The 15420-nt window shown below is 66.0% G+C and carries 12 protein-coding genes; 6 read left to right on the forward strand and 6 right to left on the reverse strand.

Translation table 11 applies throughout. The features are described 5' to 3' along the window. Window positions 1–48 precede the first annotated feature (48 nt). Window positions 49–369: a PilZ domain-containing protein gene (locus ACP2YO_RS00435; protein WP_426438145.1), complete on the forward strand. Its 321-nt coding sequence runs from the start codon at window positions 49–51 to the stop codon at window positions 367–369. 124 nt (window positions 370–493) lie between these two features. After that, window positions 494–1216: a nucleotidyltransferase family protein gene (locus ACP2YO_RS00440; protein WP_426443499.1), complete on the forward strand. Its 723-nt coding sequence runs from the start codon at window positions 494–496 to the stop codon at window positions 1214–1216. A 19-nt stretch (window positions 1217–1235) separates the two neighbouring features. On the opposite strand, the gene ACP2YO_RS00445 is transcribed toward ACP2YO_RS00440, so the two are convergent. Both ACP2YO_RS00445 and ACP2YO_RS00450 read right to left on the reverse strand, forming a co-directional pair. Further along, complete coding sequence (locus ACP2YO_RS00445) at window positions 1236–2249, reverse strand: DUF2891 domain-containing protein (RefSeq protein WP_426438146.1); 1014 nt, start codon at window positions 2247–2249, stop codon at window positions 1236–1238. Further along, window positions 2246–3190 (reverse strand): hypothetical protein, encoded by a 945-nt coding sequence (locus ACP2YO_RS00450; RefSeq protein ID WP_426438147.1) that lies wholly within the window; start codon window positions 3188–3190, stop codon window positions 2246–2248. The genes ACP2YO_RS00445 and ACP2YO_RS00450 overlap by 4 nt, the downstream gene beginning before the upstream one ends. A gap of 70 nt (window positions 3191–3260) precedes the next feature. Here ACP2YO_RS00450 and ACP2YO_RS00455 point away from each other — a divergent pair, with 70 nt between their 5' ends. From ACP2YO_RS00455 to trxA, 4 genes are all read left to right on the forward strand, one after another. Then, window positions 3261–4181 carry a LysR family transcriptional regulator gene (locus tag ACP2YO_RS00455; protein ID WP_426438148.1) on the forward strand — a complete coding sequence of 307 codons (921 nt, stop codon included), beginning with the start codon at window positions 3261–3263 and terminating at the stop codon, window positions 4179–4181. A gap of 104 nt (window positions 4182–4285) precedes the next feature. Continuing rightward, the gene (addB, locus tag ACP2YO_RS00460) at window positions 4286–7435 is read left to right on the forward strand and encodes a double-strand break repair protein AddB (RefSeq protein WP_426438149.1); all 3150 of its coding nucleotides are present in this window, start codon (window positions 4286–4288) and stop codon (window positions 7433–7435) included. Continuing rightward, window positions 7429–10902 carry a double-strand break repair helicase AddA gene (gene addA / locus ACP2YO_RS00465; RefSeq protein WP_426438150.1) on the forward strand — a complete coding sequence of 1158 codons (3474 nt, stop codon included), beginning with the start codon at window positions 7429–7431 and terminating at the stop codon, window positions 10900–10902. Before addB ends, addA begins: the two co-directional genes overlap by 7 nt. A 116-nt stretch (window positions 10903–11018) precedes the next feature. Next, entirely contained in the window at window positions 11019–11339 is a 321-nt protein-coding gene (gene trxA, locus ACP2YO_RS00470; protein ID WP_016847387.1) for a thioredoxin, read from the forward strand. 64 nt (window positions 11340–11403) lie between these two features. On the opposite strand, the gene ACP2YO_RS00475 is transcribed toward trxA, so the two are convergent. The 4 genes from ACP2YO_RS00475 to trpA all read right to left on the reverse strand — a co-directional run bounded on the left by ACP2YO_RS00475 (window position 11404) and on the right by trpA (window position 15410). Beyond that, the gene (locus tag ACP2YO_RS00475) at window positions 11404–12144 is read right to left on the reverse strand and encodes a metallophosphoesterase family protein (protein ID WP_426438151.1); all 741 of its coding nucleotides are present in this window, start codon (window positions 12142–12144) and stop codon (window positions 11404–11406) included. Between the two features lie 42 nt (window positions 12145–12186). Then, the gene (locus ACP2YO_RS00480) at window positions 12187–13431 is read right to left on the reverse strand and encodes a bifunctional folylpolyglutamate synthase/dihydrofolate synthase (RefSeq protein WP_426443500.1); all 1245 of its coding nucleotides are present in this window, start codon (window positions 13429–13431) and stop codon (window positions 12187–12189) included. A 95-nt stretch (window positions 13432–13526) separates the two neighbouring features. Continuing rightward, the gene (accD, locus tag ACP2YO_RS00485) at window positions 13527–14468 is read right to left on the reverse strand and encodes an acetyl-CoA carboxylase, carboxyltransferase subunit beta (protein ID WP_426438152.1); all 942 of its coding nucleotides are present in this window, start codon (window positions 14466–14468) and stop codon (window positions 13527–13529) included. A gap of 105 nt (window positions 14469–14573) precedes the next feature. Then, window positions 14574–15410 carry a tryptophan synthase subunit alpha gene (gene trpA / locus ACP2YO_RS00490; protein WP_426438153.1) on the reverse strand — a complete coding sequence of 279 codons (837 nt, stop codon included), beginning with the start codon at window positions 15408–15410 and terminating at the stop codon, window positions 14574–14576. Window positions 15411–15420: the final 10 nt, after the last annotated feature.

The raw sequence follows: 15420 nt of genomic DNA on the forward strand, positions 1-15420 counted from the left end.
TGGCTGTGCTCCATTCGCGGAGCCGCCGGTTTGGAGCGGGACGGTACCATGGCGACGGAACGACGCAGGGGCGATCGTGTCACATTTGAGCGCGGTATCTCGGCTCACATGATGGGCATCGACGGCACCTGGCGGCGTGACTGCATCATGGAAGACGTGTCGGAGACGGGCGCCAAACTCACCGTCGAGGGCTCGGTCGTGGGCCTGCATTTGAAAGAATTTTTCCTGCTGCTGTCGTCGACAGGATTGGCCTATCGCCGTTGCGAGCTGGCATGGGTCAATGGCGACCAGATCGGCGTCAATTTCCTGAAACAAGGTGACAAGAAAAAGAAACCTGGCAAGCGCGGCGCGCAGGCGGACGTCGTTTGAGCCTTGATTGCCCTTGCCGTCTTATGGTCGTCATGTCCGATGACTATGGCGTCTGACCGATATGCTTGCCGAATCGCCGTGATATGATCGGCGCAGAGAGATGATGACCGAGACTGTTCGAAAGATGCCCGTCACCCCCCACAAAGCGATGGTGCTCGCCGCCGGCCTCGGCGTGCGCATGCGCCCCTTGACCAACACGATGCCAAAACCGCTGGTGAGTGTGGCCGGCCAGCCGCTGCTCGACCACGTGCTCGACAAGCTCGCCGCCGCCGGCGTCAGCGAAGCCGTCGTCAATGTGCATTACCTGCCCGACCAGATCATCGAGCACGTCAAGACCCGCAGCCGCCCGCGCGTCATCATCTCCGACGAGCGCGATCTGGTGCTCGGCACCGGCGGCGCAGTCGTGAAGGCGCTGCCGCTGCTCGGCGATGCGCCGTTCTATCATCTCAATGCCGACACGATGTGGATCGACGGCGTGCGCTCCAATCTGGCGCGTCTCGCCGAAGCCTTCGATCCCGCGCGGATGGACATCCTGCTGCTGATGGCGCCGACCACGTCAAGCATCGGTTATAGCGGCCGCGGCGACTACGGGATGCTGCCCGACGGCGCGTTGCGCAAGCGGCGTGAGCATCAGGTGGTGCCGTTCGTCTACGCCGGCGCTGCGATCATTTCGCCGGCACTGTTTGCCGACGCGCCCGCCGGCGATTTCTCGCTGACGAAGATGTTCGACCGCGCCAACGACCAGGAGCGGCTGTTCGGCCTGCGCCTCGACGGCGTCTGGATGCATGTCGGAACCCCCGACGCGATCCAGGCCGCGGAAGAGGCGTTTCTGGAAAGCGTCGCGTAGGCCGCGCGCCGTCCCTGGATCAGCGATCGTCGTCGATGGCGAGAACAGCAAAGCTCGCGAGCCAGTGTTCGCCCATATAGTCGCCGGCAATATGGGGCAGGCCGGCATCGAGATGGCGTCGTGCGACGTCCTGCAGGATCGGATGGTGGGCATCGCTTTCCGGCAACGCTTCGGCCAGCGCCCGCCAGCACCAGGCCCGGCTGAGATTAAGCCCATCGAGATGCGCGATCTTGCCGTCGGTGCGGTCGGTGACGGTGGCCGGCCGGAACAGCGTGACCGGTTCGCACAGCGCCAGCCGGGGCAGGAAACGGTCGAACCAGGACAGGAATTCGTCCGGCGCGAGCAGGCGGCGCATGCACTCCGCTTCGATGAGCGCGGAGGACTGGAAGTCGTCTCCGCTCGGCTCGCCCCATGCGGGGCAATCCTCATCTGCTCCATACCAGCGCAGAGCCGTCTCACGTAGCAGACCGCTGAACGCACGGTCCTGCGTCACGGCCGCATAATCGGCGGCCATGCGCAGCCCGAAGGCGGTGTTGAAGTGCGTGCCGACGCGCACCGGATAGGGTGAGAGCGGCAGGAAATCGCGAAAGCGCTGCGCGAAGATGTCGGCAAGCGGGGCTACTCGCTCGCACCATGGTGTTTCGTCGAGAAAGGAGAGTTCTGCGGCGAGCTTCAGCAGCCAACCCCAGCCATAGGGCCGCTTGAAGCCGCGCGCCGTCGGCGCCGCGAGGTAGGCACATTCGGCTGCGATCTTATCGCTTACGAATTGCTCGTCGAACAGCGCGCGGATCTCGTCTGCAGCGGCGGATCGCGGATACCGGCGCAGCAGCCGGGCGAGCAGCCAATAGCTATGGACGCAGGAATGCCAGTCATAGCTGCCGTAGAAAACCGGATGCAATTGGCGCGGCGTCAGTGCGTCCTGCGGCCCGGCCAATACATGGTCCGGCTTGTTGGGATATTCCCGCCGCACATGGCCGAGCGCGATGCGGGCAAAACCGACGGCAAGTTCTTCCGTGAGGATCGTGGCGCTCATGCTGGAAACTTTTCCTTTTGCGTGCGCCCAACAATGATCTCGATCAGGCGCGGTGTCATGTAGATCGGAAACTGCGTGGCCGCGAAGAACAGCGCCGTCATCGGCGACACCACACCCATGGCGGACCAGACCAGTCCGACATTACGGTTGCCGAGAATGAGACCGGCGGTGAGCCGCTCGGCCAGACTGCCCGGCAGCAGCAAGGCGCCAAGCACTTGCAGGGCGAGATTGCAGGCGAAGGCAAGGCCGATGCAAGTGAGCGCGGCTGCCGGCTGCGCCTCGATCTGGGCGCGCACCCCCGCCATGGTGGCGATAGCGAAAACCAGCAGTGAGGCAAGCACGGCGGCGTCGACCGTGCGTGAATGCTGCGCCAATCGTGCGTAGGCCCGGTGGCGAAGCAGCAGGGCCGCCGCGCCCGCGCCGCCGACCAGCAAAGCGAGCCGCGCCGCCAGCGCCAACGGATCGAGCGCGAGGCCGGTGAACGATGCAGCGATCAAGGGCACGGTGATTGGCGCCAGGCCCATCGACAGCAGCGTGACGGCAAGCGGAATGGTCGCATCGAAGCCCAGCATTCGCGCGACCGCCGCGGTGCCACTCGAAGGCGGGGCGCAGACCGAAAGTACCAGCGCGACGGTCAACTCCGCGCCACATCCGGCGCCTCGCGCTGCGAAGCCGACCAGTAGCGGACAGGCCAGCATGGCGAGCGCCGGCAACAGCAACGAAACCATCGGCCGCCGCAACGCTTGGCGGAGGGCGCCGCCGTCGACCTGCAGGAAGGTACCGAGCAGCAGAACGAAGATCGCGGCTGCCATCAGGGGCCGCATGGCGTCCGCCAGGGCGGGGAAGGCCAACCCGGCCACGACGCCGATGACCAGCCATGTCGGCCCGCCCGGCATCAGCCGTGCGAAATGCCGCCCCAGATCGTTTCGCGTTGTCATCATGTCCGGTGCGAGGATAGGCGCGAATTAATCATTGTTGAAATTGATTATCTATATATGCACTATTGCTGTCATGAATTTAACTGCGGTCGATCTCAATCTGCTCGTCGCTTTCGAGGCGCTGATCGAGGAGCGCCACGTCACCCGCGCGGCCGAGCCTATTGGCCTGGCCCAGCCGTCCATGAGCAGTGCGTTGAGAAGACTGCGTGCGCTGTTTGCCGATGAGTTGTTCCTGCGCGCCGGCGCGGGCATGCAGCCGACCGAGAAGGCGCTGGTGCTCGCAGGGCCGATCGGGGAAGCGTTGCGGCAGATCAGGGGCGTGCTCGCGCCCGATCAGGGCTTCGATCCATCCACAACGCGCAGGCGCATCACGATTGCCGCAACGGATTACGGCGATCTCGTTCTGGTGCCGGAACTGATCCGTTTGTTGCGCGCCGAGGCTCCGGGCATCGACCTTGCCGTTCGCCCGCTCATCGATGCGACTGCGGCTCTTGCGAGACTGGAGCGCGGTGAACTCGATGCGCTGATCGGCGGCCACCTGCCGGACTCACCGCGCTGCGTTCGGCATCGATTGTTCGAGGAGCGCTTTGTCTGCATCCGCGACGTGGCTCGCGCGAACGGGTCGGAGCATCTCAGCCTCGGGGACTATGCGGCCTTGCCGCACGCTCTGTTCTCGGCCGCCGGCGGCGACGGCCTGCCGAGCGTGATTGACGCCCTGTTGGCTCGCGAGGGACTGAAGCGGCGGGTGGCGATGACGCTTGCGCATGTCGTCGCGGTCCCTTTCGCGGTGGCCGGCACCGATCTCGTCGCCACGATGGCCGAGCGCGTTGCCCGCCGCTTCACGGATGTCGCCGGCGTTGCCGTCGTCACGCCGCCCTTCGACATCCCCGCTTTCGCAATCGACCTCGTCCATAACAGGCGCGCCACCGAAGATCCGGCGCTGCGGTGGTTTCTGGATGCCGTGAGCCGCTGCGCCCGTCGGCTCGCTGGCTGAGGCGGCCATACAAGCCGTAACGCCCACTTGCTGCTGACGATGACAGGGGTGGCTAATGGCGGTCGGCGCTCCCTATATTGGCGCTGATTCGAATCAGGCAGCCCATGCGTGTTTTCAGCGTTCCCGTCTCCGCGCCGTTCCTGCGCACCGTCGTCTCGGCGTTGGTCGACGGCCGGCTGGTCGCGGGATTTGAGGCGCGGAACGATCCGGCCAGGCTCGCCAATGCCACGCTTTATTTGCCGACCCGGCGTGCCGGCCGTCTGGCGCGTGAAATTTTCCTCGACGTGCTCGATGCGGATGCGGCGGTGCTGCCGCGCATCGTCGCACTCGGCGACATCGATGAAGATGAGCTCGCCTTTGCAGACCCGTCGGACGAGGTCGGCGGCACAGCATCACTCGACATTCCGCCGAAACTCGGCGAGCTCGAGCGCCGATTGACGCTGGCGCACCTGGTCGCGGCCTGGGCCAAGACGCCGGTGTCGTCGCCGCTGGTGGTTGGCGGCCCGGCCTCGACGCTACAGCTTGCCGGCGATCTCGCGCGGCTGATGGACGACATGGTCACACGCGGCGTCGACTGGCGTGAGCTCGACCGGCTGGTGCCGGGCCAGCTCGACAAATATTGGCAGCACTCGCTCGAATTCCTGCGCATCGCGCGCGACGCCTGGCCGAGCTATCTCAAGGAGATCGGCCGGATCGAGCCGGCGGCGCGGCGCGATCTGCTGATCGAGGCGGAGGCTGCGCGGCTCACCGCGCATCACGCGGGCCCGGTGATCGCGGCCGGTTCGACCGGCTCGATGCCGGCGACCGCAAAATTCCTGCACGCGGTAGCGAAGCTGCCGAACGGCGCCGTGGTGCTGCCCGGGCTCGACACCGACCTCGACGACGAGTCCTGGCAGACGATCGGCGGCGAGCGCAATGCGGACGGCCGGTTCACCACGCCGCCGTCGTCAAACCATCCGCAATTCGCGATGCATGCGCTGCTCGTCGATCGCTTCGGTATCAGGCGCCGCGATGTCGAGCTTCTCGCCCAGGAAGCGCCGCTCGGCCGCGGCGTGCTGGTATCGGAAACGATGCGGCCGTCGACCGCGACGGCGCAATGGCACGACCGGCTGGAGCGGCCGGAGATCGTCGAACGCATTTCCGCCGGGATGACCAACCTCACGGTGGTCGAGGCGCCCAATCCCGAGATGGAGGCGCTGGCGATCGCGGTCGCGATGCGCGAGGCGCGCCATCTCGGCAAATCAGCCGCGCTGGTGACGCCGGATCGTGCGCTGGCGCGACGGGTCATGGCCGCGCTGACGCGCTGGAATCTGGAATTCGACGATTCCGGCGGTGACGCGCTGATGGAGACCTCGCCCGGCGTGTTCGCCCGCCTTACCGCGGAAGCCGCGGCCAGGGGACTGGAGCCGCCGACATTGCTCGCGCTGCTCAAGCATCCGCTGTTCCGGCTCGGTGGAGCGCACAGTGCGTTGAAGCGCGCGATCGAAGTTCTGGAACTGGCGCTGTTGCGCGGCACCCGGCCCCAGGCCGGGAGCGCCGGCCTTTCGCGCGACTTCGAGCGGTTCCGGGCCGAACTTGTGAAGCTGAACAGCGGCGAAACCTCGTCACTACATAAGCAGGAGCAGCGCACGCACCTGCGGGACGACGAACTCAATCAGGCGCAGGCCCTGATCGCGAAATTGCGGACGGCGCTGGCGCCACTCGAGAACGTTGCATCATCGAAGCCGCATGATTTCGCCGAGCTGGCGTCGCGCCATCGCGAGGCGTTGCTGGCGCTGTCCTGTGACCAGCACGGCGTCGCCATCGTGTTCGAGGAGCGCGCCGGCGCGGCGCTGGCCTCGGCGTTCGACGATCTGCTCGCCAAACAACAGCCGAGCGGGCTGCTGACGCCGCTTGCCGACTATCCCGAGGTGTTCCAGACGGCGTTTGCCGACCGCATGGTGCGCCGACCGGAATCAGCACGAGCGCAGCTCAACATCTTCGGCCAATTGGAGGCGCGGCTCACCGAATCCGATCGCGTCATTCTCGGCGGGCTGGTCGAGGGCGTCTGGCCGCCGTCGCCGCGGATCGATCCCTGGCTGAGCCGGCCGATGCGCCACGAGCTCGGCCTCGACCTTCCCGAGCGGCGGATCGGGCTCTCCGCGCATGACTTCGCACAGTTGCTCGGCCACGACGAGGTGATCCTCAGCCACGCGGCGAAGGTCGGTGGGGCACCGGCGGTCGCCTCGCGCTTCCTGCACCGGCTGGAGGCGGTCGCAGGCGAGGCGCGGTGGAAGATGGCAACATCGGCCGGCGAGATCTACGCGCAATATGCTGCCGAACTCGACCGGCCCGACAAGGTCGAGCCCGTTAAGCAGCCCGAGCCGCGGCCGGCGCGCGACACCCGGCCGCTGAAAATGTCGGTCACCGCGATCGAGGACTGGCTGCGCGACCCCTATACGATCTACGCGCGTTACATCCTGAAGCTCGACCCGCTTGATCCCGTCGACATGCCGCTGTCGGCGGCCGACCGCGGCTCAGCGATCCACGAGGCGCTCCGCGAATTCACGCAAGTCTATGCCGATGCGCTGCCCGCCGACACGGTGCGCGCACTGCGCGAGATTGGCGGCAAGTATTTCGCGCCACTGATGGAACGCCCCGAGGCCCGCGCGCTGTGGTGGCCGCGCTTCCAGCGCATCGCCGCGTGGTTTGCGGAATGGGAGGCCGCGCGGCGCGGCAGCATCGCTGGAATCAAGGCCGAGATCAAAGGCGAGATCGGCATTCCCCTCGACGATGCGCGGACTTTCACCCTTTCCGCGCGCGCCGACCGCATCGAGCGGCGTGACGACGGCAGCTTTGCCATCCTCGACTACAAGACCGGCCAGCCGCCAACGGGAAAACAGGTGCGCATGGGCCTGTCGCCGCAGCTCACGCTGGAGGCTGCGATCCTGCGCGAGGGCGGCTTTGCCGATATTCCGGCCGACTCCTCGGTCGGCGATCTCGTCTATGTCAGGCTGAGCGGCAACAATCCGCCGGGCGAGCAGCGCTCGCTGGAGCTGAAGATCAGGCCGAACGACACGCCACAGCCGCCGGATGAAGCCGCCGACAGCGCGCGGCGCAAGCTGGAAGCGCTGATCCGCGCCTTCGATGACGAGAGCCAGGCCTACACCTCGCTGAACCTCTCGATGTGGGCGAACCGCTATGGCGCCTATGACGACCTTGCGCGCATCAAGGAATGGTCCGCCGCCGGCGGCCTGGGGATCGAGGAATGGTGAAGGCCCCCCGCCCGATTCCGCCCGCGGTGCGCGACGCGCAGGCCCGCGCGTCCGATCCGAAAGCGTCGACGTTCGTGTCTGCCAATGCCGGCTCGGGCAAGACGCATGTTCTTGTTCAACGGGTGATCCGGCTGCTGCTCGACGGCGTGCCGCCGGAAAAAATCCTCTGCATCACCTTCACCAAGGCCGCCGCCGCCAACATGGCCGAGCGTGTGTTCACGACCCTTGGCCACTGGGTGACGCTGGATGACACAGCGCTCGATGCCGCGATCCGCGACGCCGGCATCGCCCATCCCAACCCAAAGCTCAGGCGGGACGCCCGAAAACTGTTCGCCTGCGCGCTGGAGACGCCGGGCGGGTTGAAGGTGCAGACCATCCACGCGCTGTGCACCCGGCTGCTGCAGCAGTTTCCGTTCGAGGCCAACGTGCCGGCGCGCTTTGCCGTGCTCGACGACCGCGACCAGAACGAGATGATGGAACGGGCCAATCTCGCCGTGTTCCTGGACGCCGCTCGCAATCCCGACAGTCCGATCGGTCGCGCGCTGATGACGGCGATGGCGAACGCTGCCGACGTCACTTTCAAGGATGTGGTCCGCGAGGCCTGCCTCAGCCGCGATCACTTCATGGCCTGGACCGATGCCGCCGGCAGTGCGGCCGCGGCTGCTGCGCAGATGTCAGCCGCACTCGGCGTCGCCCCCGACGATCGCATCGAGGATGTCGAGCGCGACATCGTCGACGGTCGAAACCTGCCGAGGTCAAGCTGGAAGGAAATGGCTGCGATCCTCGACACCAGCAGCCGAGCCGATCAGAAGCAGGCAGAACGGCTGCGGAGTGCACTGACATTTACCGGTGCAGCTCAAGTCGACGAGTATCTCGGCGTATTCCTCACGGATGACCGTGCGCCCCGTGCCTCGATTGTCACCAACAACTTCATCAAGAAGAATGCTGTCGCAGGCCGGCGGTTCGAATCGGAAGTCGACCGGCTCGGTCCCTTGATCGAGCGTCGCCGCGCCGTGGTCGCGCGCGACCGCACCGAGGCGCTGATCCACATCGCGACCGCAGCAGCCGCGAATTACCGCCGTGAAAAGCTGGAACGCGGCCTGCTGGATTATGACGACCTGATCGACAAGACGCTGACGATGCTCGATCGCGTCTCCTCCGGCTGGGTGCATTACAAGCTCGACCGCGGCGTCGATCACGTGCTGATCGACGAGGCGCAGGATACGAGCCCCCGGCAGTGGGACATCGTCGCGCATATCATCTCGGAATTCACCTCCGGCGCCGGTGCGCGCGACGGCCTCGTGCGCACCGTGTTTGCCGTGGGTGACGAGAAACAGTCGATCTTCTCGTTCCAGGGCGCCGCGCCACGCGAATTCGACCTGCGCCGAAATGAATTGAAAAGGAAATTCGAGGGCGCTGGACTGAAATTCGATCCGGTGGCGTTCAACTATTCCTTCCGTTCGGGGCCGACGATTCTGCATTCGGTCGATCACGTATTCCGAGAGCCTGAAATCTTTCGGAGTATCCACGCCGATAGCGTCCATCCCCTCCACAACGCCCTGGCCGATGCGGGCCCGAGCCTGATCGAGCTCTGGGATCTCGCCGTGGCCGACGACCGCCAGGACATCGAAGGCTGGCGCGCGCCATTCGACGGCGTGGCGATGACGAGTCCCGAGGTCAAGCTCGCCAAACGAATCCAGGCCGAGATCAAGCGCCTCGTCGAGAGCGGCACCATGACCGGCAGCGAGGGCGCGCGCCGGCCCTTGCGTTATGGCGACATGCTGATCCTGGTGCGGCGGCGCGGCAACGCCTTCGATGCGGTGATCCAGGCGCTGAAGCACGCCAATATCCCGGTCGCCGGCGCCGACCGGCTCAAGCTGACCGAGCACATCGCGATCATCGATTTGATGAACCTCACCGACGCGCTGCTGCTGCCACAGGACGATCTCGCTCTTGCGGTGGCGCTGAAGAGCCCGCTGTTCGGCCTCGACGAGGACGATTTGTTCAAGCTGGCCTGGCACCGCCGCGGCTCGCTGCGGCAAGCGCTCGCCGCGCACGCGCCGGCCGATGATCGGTTCTCGGCCGTGCTTCGGCGCCTCGAGCAGTGCGAGCGACGCTTCGCCAACGAAACGCCGTTCGCATTCTATGCGTGGCTGCTCGGCGGCGACGGCGGGCGCGCGCGCATCCTGCGGCGGCTCGGGCACGAGGCCAATGACGCGCTCGACGAATTTCTCGAACTCGCGCTGAACTACGAGCGCAAGGCGCCAGCCTCGTTGCAGGGATTTGTGGCCTGGCTGCGCGCGGCCGACACCGAAGTGAAGCGCGACATGGAGATTTCACGCAACGAGGTCCGTGTCATGACCGTGCACGGCGCCAAGGGGTTGGAATCATCGGTCGTGTTCCTCGTGGATACGACGACCTCGCCGTCGGACACCCAGCGGCTGCGGCTGATCCATCTGCCACAGGGCAACGCCGCGCCGCATGCACCCGGCGTCGTGGTGTGGGCCGGCAAGAAAGCCGAGGATCCGCCCGGTGTCGCCGATGCGCGCAAAGCGATGCTTGGCGATACCGAGGATGAATATCGCCGCCTGCTCTATGTCGCGATGACACGCGCGGCCGATCGCCTGGTGGTCGGCGGCTGCTTGCCCGGCAATATGAACAGTGTACGGAAGCTCTCCTGGTACGACTTGATCACCAAGGGGCTCGCCAATTCCGGGCTGAAGCTCGAGGAGTTGGAGACGCCGGCCGGCAAGGTGATGCGCTATTCGCGGCCCGAAGACGTTGTCGATGCCACCGGCGCCGCGGCTTCGGCAGCCGCGGCGCCGGTTGCGCTGCCGTCATGGCTGCGCGCCCCGGCCGCGCCCGAAGCCTCCACGCCCGGCCTCCTCCGCCCCTCTGATCCGACTGATGACGACCGCCATCACGTGCGGACCGGCGAATCTGTCCTGCTGCGCGCCCGCGCCCTGCAGCGCGGCACGCTGGTGCATCGCCTGCTGCAGTCGCTGCCCGATATCGCCGCCGAGCGGCGCCGCGACGCCGCGCTGGCCTATCTCGTGCGCAATGCCGATGGCTGGCGTGAGGAGGAGCGCGCGACGCTCGCCGGCCAGGTGCTCACGCTGATTGCGGATCCGCGATTCGCACCGGTATTTGCACCCGGCAGTCGTGCCGAGGTCTCGATCGTCGGGCGGCTGGACCGCTCCGATCGGCCGAAAGCGCTGGTTTCGGGCCAGATCGACCGGTTGGTGGTGACACCAGCCGAGGTTCTGATCGTGGATTTCAAGACCAACCACGCCCCACCGAAGACCGCCGCCGAAGCGCCGGCCGGCTATGTCAGGCAGCTTGCGTTATACCGCGCGGTGCTGGCGAAGCTTTATCCCCAGCGCCCGGTCCGCGCCGCGCTGTTGTGGACCGAAACGCCTGAAATGATGGAGCTTTCCGCCCCCGCGCTGGACGCTGCCCTGACATAAGATCATGTCGGTGTGAGCGAGCTTGACCCGGCAAGGGCGCGTTCATACGTTTGCCCCATGCTCCCCGGGCGCGATTCTTCAGCCGCCCTTCTGTTTCAACCGAACGAGGTACTCCCATGGCCGTTGGCAAGGTTTCTGACGCCGATTTCGAAGCCGAAGTGCTCAAGGCGACCGGGCCCGTGGTCGTCGACTTCTGGGCCGAATGGTGCGGACCGTGCCGCATGATCGCGCCCGCCCTTGACGAGATTTCCGGCGCGATGGGCGACAAGGTCAAGATCGTGAAGCTCAACGTCGACGAGAGCCCGAAGACCGCGTCGAAATATGGTGTGATGTCGATCCCGACCCTGATGATCTTCAAGGGCGGCGAGATGGCCTCGCGTCAGGTCGGCGCTGCACCCAAGGCAAAGCTGCAGCAGTGGATCACCGCTGCGGTCTGATCCGCTTTCGAATTAGCTGATTGTGAAACGGCCGGCGATGAGCCGGCCGTTTTCGTTTTGAGCGTTATCTGATCCATCCCGTCGCCAGCGCCGAGGCGAGTTCCGGCTGGCCGTTCTGTCGCGCCAGCGCTGCCATCGCGGCGTGGTCGTAGGGCACGTGGCGGAAGGTGACGTGCCAGGCGCCACCGACCTGTTCGAGGATCGCGTAGCGGGCGTCCGGCGATCCGGCCTCGACGACATGCTGAAACGGATGGGTGTCGCGATAGCCGGGCGAGCCGACGCTGCCGGGATTGACGATCAACCGGCCGTCGCGAAGTCGCACCGCGCGGGCGATATGGCTGTGCGCGCAGAGGATCAGTCGCTGCGCGACGCCCTTAGCCTTCTGCTCGATCGATTCCAGCGCGGTCAGGCAGACCTCGCCGCTCGGCAGCACCGTTTCCAGCCAATAGGTTTCGTCATTCGCGGGTGTCGCGTGGCAGAGAAAGACCTGGTCGCGGAACACGCGTGTCGCCGGCAGCGTACGCAGCCAGTCGAGATGAACCGCATCGAGCTGCGCATGCGCCGGCCGATCCCACGAGCCCATCTTCTCCGGCGGACGGTCGATCAGATAGCGGTCATGGTTGCCGAGCAGATGGACTGCATCGAGCGCCATCAAGATATCCATCGTTCGCCGTGCGTCGAGCGGCCCGCTCGCCATGTCGCCGAGATCGACGATGTCAGAAATACCCTGGGCGCGAATATCGGAGATCACGGCGTCCAGCGCGAGATAATTGCCGTGCACGTCGGCGATAGCGGCAAAGCGCATGATGTCAGCCGTTCCTTCCACGTCTCGTGAGCACGAAACGCATCATGCAGGAGGCGTGCCGTTGGCGGCGAGCACGGGCCCGGCGAGATATAGCGAGCCGGTGATCAGGATGCGCGGCGGCACCTCGTAGGCCAGCGTGGCGAGCCGCTGCAGCGCGGCGTCAACCCCGCTTGCGATCTCGACGCGCATGCCGAGGGCGCGCGCGGCATCGGCCAATCTTTCTGGCGGCATGCCATTGTCGCGGCCCGGCACCGGTACTGCGATGATATGCCGCGTCAGCCCGGCGAAATTGGCGAGGAAGGCGCCGGCATCCTTGTTGCCCATCATGCCGGCAATGACGACGAGCGGCCGCGACACGCGCTCTTCGAGATCGCAGAGCGCTGCCGCCGCGACCCGGCCGCCTTCGGCGTTGTGCCCGCCGTCGAGCCAGACCTCCGAGCCCTGCGGACCTTGGCTGAAGAGCGTGCCGGAGACCAGCCGCTGCATCCGCGCCGGCCATTCGGCATTGACCATACCGGCTTCGTAAGCCGCGATGTTGAGCTTGAACGCGTCGATCGCGCGCAACGTCGCGATCGCCAATCCTGCATTGTCGAACTGGTGACGGCCAAACAGCTTTGGCGCGGCGAGATCCATCAAGCCGCGCTCGTCCTGATAGACCAGCCGGCCGCGCTCGACGCTGACATGCCATTGCTGGCCGGCCGCATGCAGCGGCGCGCGCTTGCGGTTCGCCTCCGCCTCGACCACGGCCATCGCCTCGGGCGCTTGCTCGGCGGAGATCACCGGCACCTTGCGCTTGATGATCGCGGCCTTTTCGGCGGCGATCAACGGCAGCGTATCGCCTAGAAATTCCATGTGATCCATGCTGACCGGCGCGATCACGCAAGCCAGCGGCGTCTCGACCACATTGGTCGAATCCAGCCGGCCACCGAGGCCTACCTCGAGCAGCACGACGTCGGCCGGATGCTTGGCGAACAGACAGAAGGCGACTGCGGTCTCCATCTCGAAGATGGTGATCGGGTTGCCGGCGTTCAGGCGCTCGCAATGCTCACACGTCGCGCGCAGTTCGTCGTCGCCGACCAGCTTGCCGCCGCCGACGGCCCCCAACCGGTAGCATTCGTTGAGCCGCACCAGATAGGGCGAGGTGAAGACGTGGACGCGCAGACCTGCGGCCTCAAGGATCGCGCGCAAGTAAGCGATCGTGGAGCCCTTGCCGTTGGTGCCGGCGACATGGATCACCGGCGGCAGCTTGCGTTCGGGATGGTCGAGCCGCTCCAGCAAAGCGAGCATGCGATCGAGGCTGAGATCGATGCGCTTGGGATGCAGCGCCGAGACCCGCGCGATCAACGCCTCGAACGAGGGCTGCGATGAGGCGGCTTTCGCGGTCACGCGTGCGGCGCGGCCGGCACCGTCTCCGGCGCTGTGACGATCTGGGCCGGCATCGTGACTGATACCGCGGGTTTCGAGATGGTTTCGTACGCCGGCGATTTGGTCAGCAGGCGGCACAGCCGCGCCAGCGTAGACTTCATCTCATGGCGGTGCACGACCATGTCGACCATGCCGTGCTCGCGCAGGTATTCGGCGCGCTGGAAACCCTCCGGCAGCTTTTCGCGGATGGTCTGCTCGATCACGCGCGCGCCGGCAAAGCCGATCAGCGCGCCGGGCTCGGCGATCTGGACGTCGCCGAGCATCGCATAGGATGCGGTGACGCCGCCGGTGGTCGGATTGGTCAACACGACGATGTAGGGCTGCTTGACCTCGCGCAGCATCTGCACGCCGACCGTGGTGCGCGGCATCTGCATCAGCGACAGAATGCCTTCCTGCATCCGCGCGCCGCCGCTGGCTGCGAACACGATGAAGGGCGACTTCTTCTCGACCGCAAGCTCGAGCCCGCGCACCATCGCCTCACCGGCAGCCATGCCGAGCGAGCCGCCCATGAAATCGAAATCCTGCACTGCCACCACGACGCCGGCGCCTTCGAGTTTGCCGTAGCCGACCTTGATCGCGTCGTTCAGCCCGGTCTTGGCGCGAGCATCCTTGATGCGGTCGACATATTTGCGTTCGTCGCGGAATTTCAGCGGATCGGCGGTCACCTCGGGCAGCGCAATGTCGTACCAGGTCTCGTTGTCGAAGACCGACTTCAGCCGCGCCACCGCGCCCATGCGCATGTGGTAGTTCGAGCCGGGGATCACGAACTGGTTGGCCTCGACGTCCTTGTAGAACACGAGCTGCCCGGAATCCGGACACTTGATCCAGAGGTTCTCCGGCGTCTCGCGACGCAGAATGTTGCGGATCTTCGGCCGGACAACGTTGGTGAGCCAATTCATGGTTCGCTCCGACATGCGGGTCGGTCCCGCGTCAGGTGGATATATGGCGGGCCGGGCAAAACCCGGCAAGCCGCCGTCAGCGGCGTTGTTGCCGCAAATTGTGGCTTATTCTGCGGCCTGTTTGGCGCCCCGGACACCCTGGGCGAGCGCGGCGGCGAGATCCGCCACCGCGGTCACCGTTTTGGCCGTGGCGCGGCCCTCGGCATCGAGGCTGCCGCGCAGGGCATCGACCAGCGCGGTGCCGACCACGGAGCCGTTGGCGTTCTCGGCAATCGAACGCGCCGTCTCCGGGGTGCGGATGCCGAATCCGACGCAAACCGGCAGCGCGGTGTGCCGCTTGATGCGGGCGACAGCCGCTGCAACCACCGTCGAATCAGCCGCCGCACTGCCGGTGATACCGGTGACCGCGACATAGTAGACGAAGCCCGACGTGTTCGCGAGCACCGCGGGCAGGCGGTTTTCGTCGGTGGTCGGCGTCGCCAGCCGGATGAAATTCAGTCCGGCCTTCATCGCGGGGATGCAGAGCTCGGTGTCTTCCTCGGGCGGCAGATCGACGATGATCAAGCCGTCAACACCAGCTGCCTTGGCATCGGCGAGGAACACGTCGACGCCGTAGATATAGATCGGATTGTAGTAGCCCATCAGCACGATCGGCGTGGCATCGTTGTCCTTGCGGAAGCCGCGGACCATCTCCAGCGTCTTCCTGAGCGTCATGCCGCCTTTCAGCGCGCGCAGACCCGCGGCCTGGATCGACGGGCCATCGGCCATCGGATCGGTAAAGGGCATGCCGATCTCGATGATATCGGCGCCGGCCTTCGGCAGCGCCTTGATGATATCGAGCGAGGTTTTGGCGTCGGGGTCACCGGCCATCACGAAGGTGACGAAGGCGGAGCGGCCCTGCTTCTTGAGCTCGGCGAAGGTAGCGTCGATGCGGGTGGTCATGATGTGGCGG

The organism is Bradyrhizobium genosp. P, from assembly GCF_049949265.1.
Classification (GTDB): domain Bacteria; phylum Pseudomonadota; class Alphaproteobacteria; order Rhizobiales; family Xanthobacteraceae; genus Bradyrhizobium.

Bases quoted from the DNA above. Each gene is read 5' to 3' on its own strand.
- ACP2YO_RS00435 (WP_426438145.1), top strand. From the start codon at position 49: ATGGCGACGGAACGACGCAGGGGCGATCGTGTCACATTTGAGCGCGGT.
- ACP2YO_RS00440 (WP_426443499.1), top strand. From the start codon at position 494: ATGCCCGTCACCCCCCACAAAGCGATGGTGCTCGCCGCCGGCCTCGGC.
- ACP2YO_RS00445 (WP_426438146.1), bottom strand. From the start codon at position 2,249: ATGAGCGCCACGATCCTCACGGAAGAACTTGCCGTCGGTTTTGCCCGC.
- ACP2YO_RS00450 (WP_426438147.1), bottom strand. From the start codon at position 3,190: ATGATGACAACGCGAAACGATCTGGGGCGGCATTTCGCACGGCTGATG.
- ACP2YO_RS00455 (WP_426438148.1), top strand. From the start codon at position 3,261: ATGAATTTAACTGCGGTCGATCTCAATCTGCTCGTCGCTTTCGAGGCG.
- addB (WP_426438149.1), top strand. From the start codon at position 4,286: ATGCGTGTTTTCAGCGTTCCCGTCTCCGCGCCGTTCCTGCGCACCGTC.
- addA (WP_426438150.1), top strand. From the start codon at position 7,429: ATGGTGAAGGCCCCCCGCCCGATTCCGCCCGCGGTGCGCGACGCGCAG.
- trxA (WP_016847387.1), top strand. From the start codon at position 11,019: ATGGCCGTTGGCAAGGTTTCTGACGCCGATTTCGAAGCCGAAGTGCTC.
- ACP2YO_RS00475 (WP_426438151.1), bottom strand. From the start codon at position 12,144: ATGCGCTTTGCCGCTATCGCCGACGTGCACGGCAATTATCTCGCGCTG.
- ACP2YO_RS00480 (WP_426443500.1), bottom strand. From the start codon at position 13,431: ATGCTCGCTTTGCTGGAGCGGCTCGACCATCCCGAACGCAAGCTGCCG.
- accD (WP_426438152.1), bottom strand. From the start codon at position 14,468: ATGAATTGGCTCACCAACGTTGTCCGGCCGAAGATCCGCAACATTCTG.
- trpA (WP_426438153.1), bottom strand. From the start codon at position 15,410: ATGACCACCCGCATCGACGCTACCTTCGCCGAGCTCAAGAAGCAGGGC.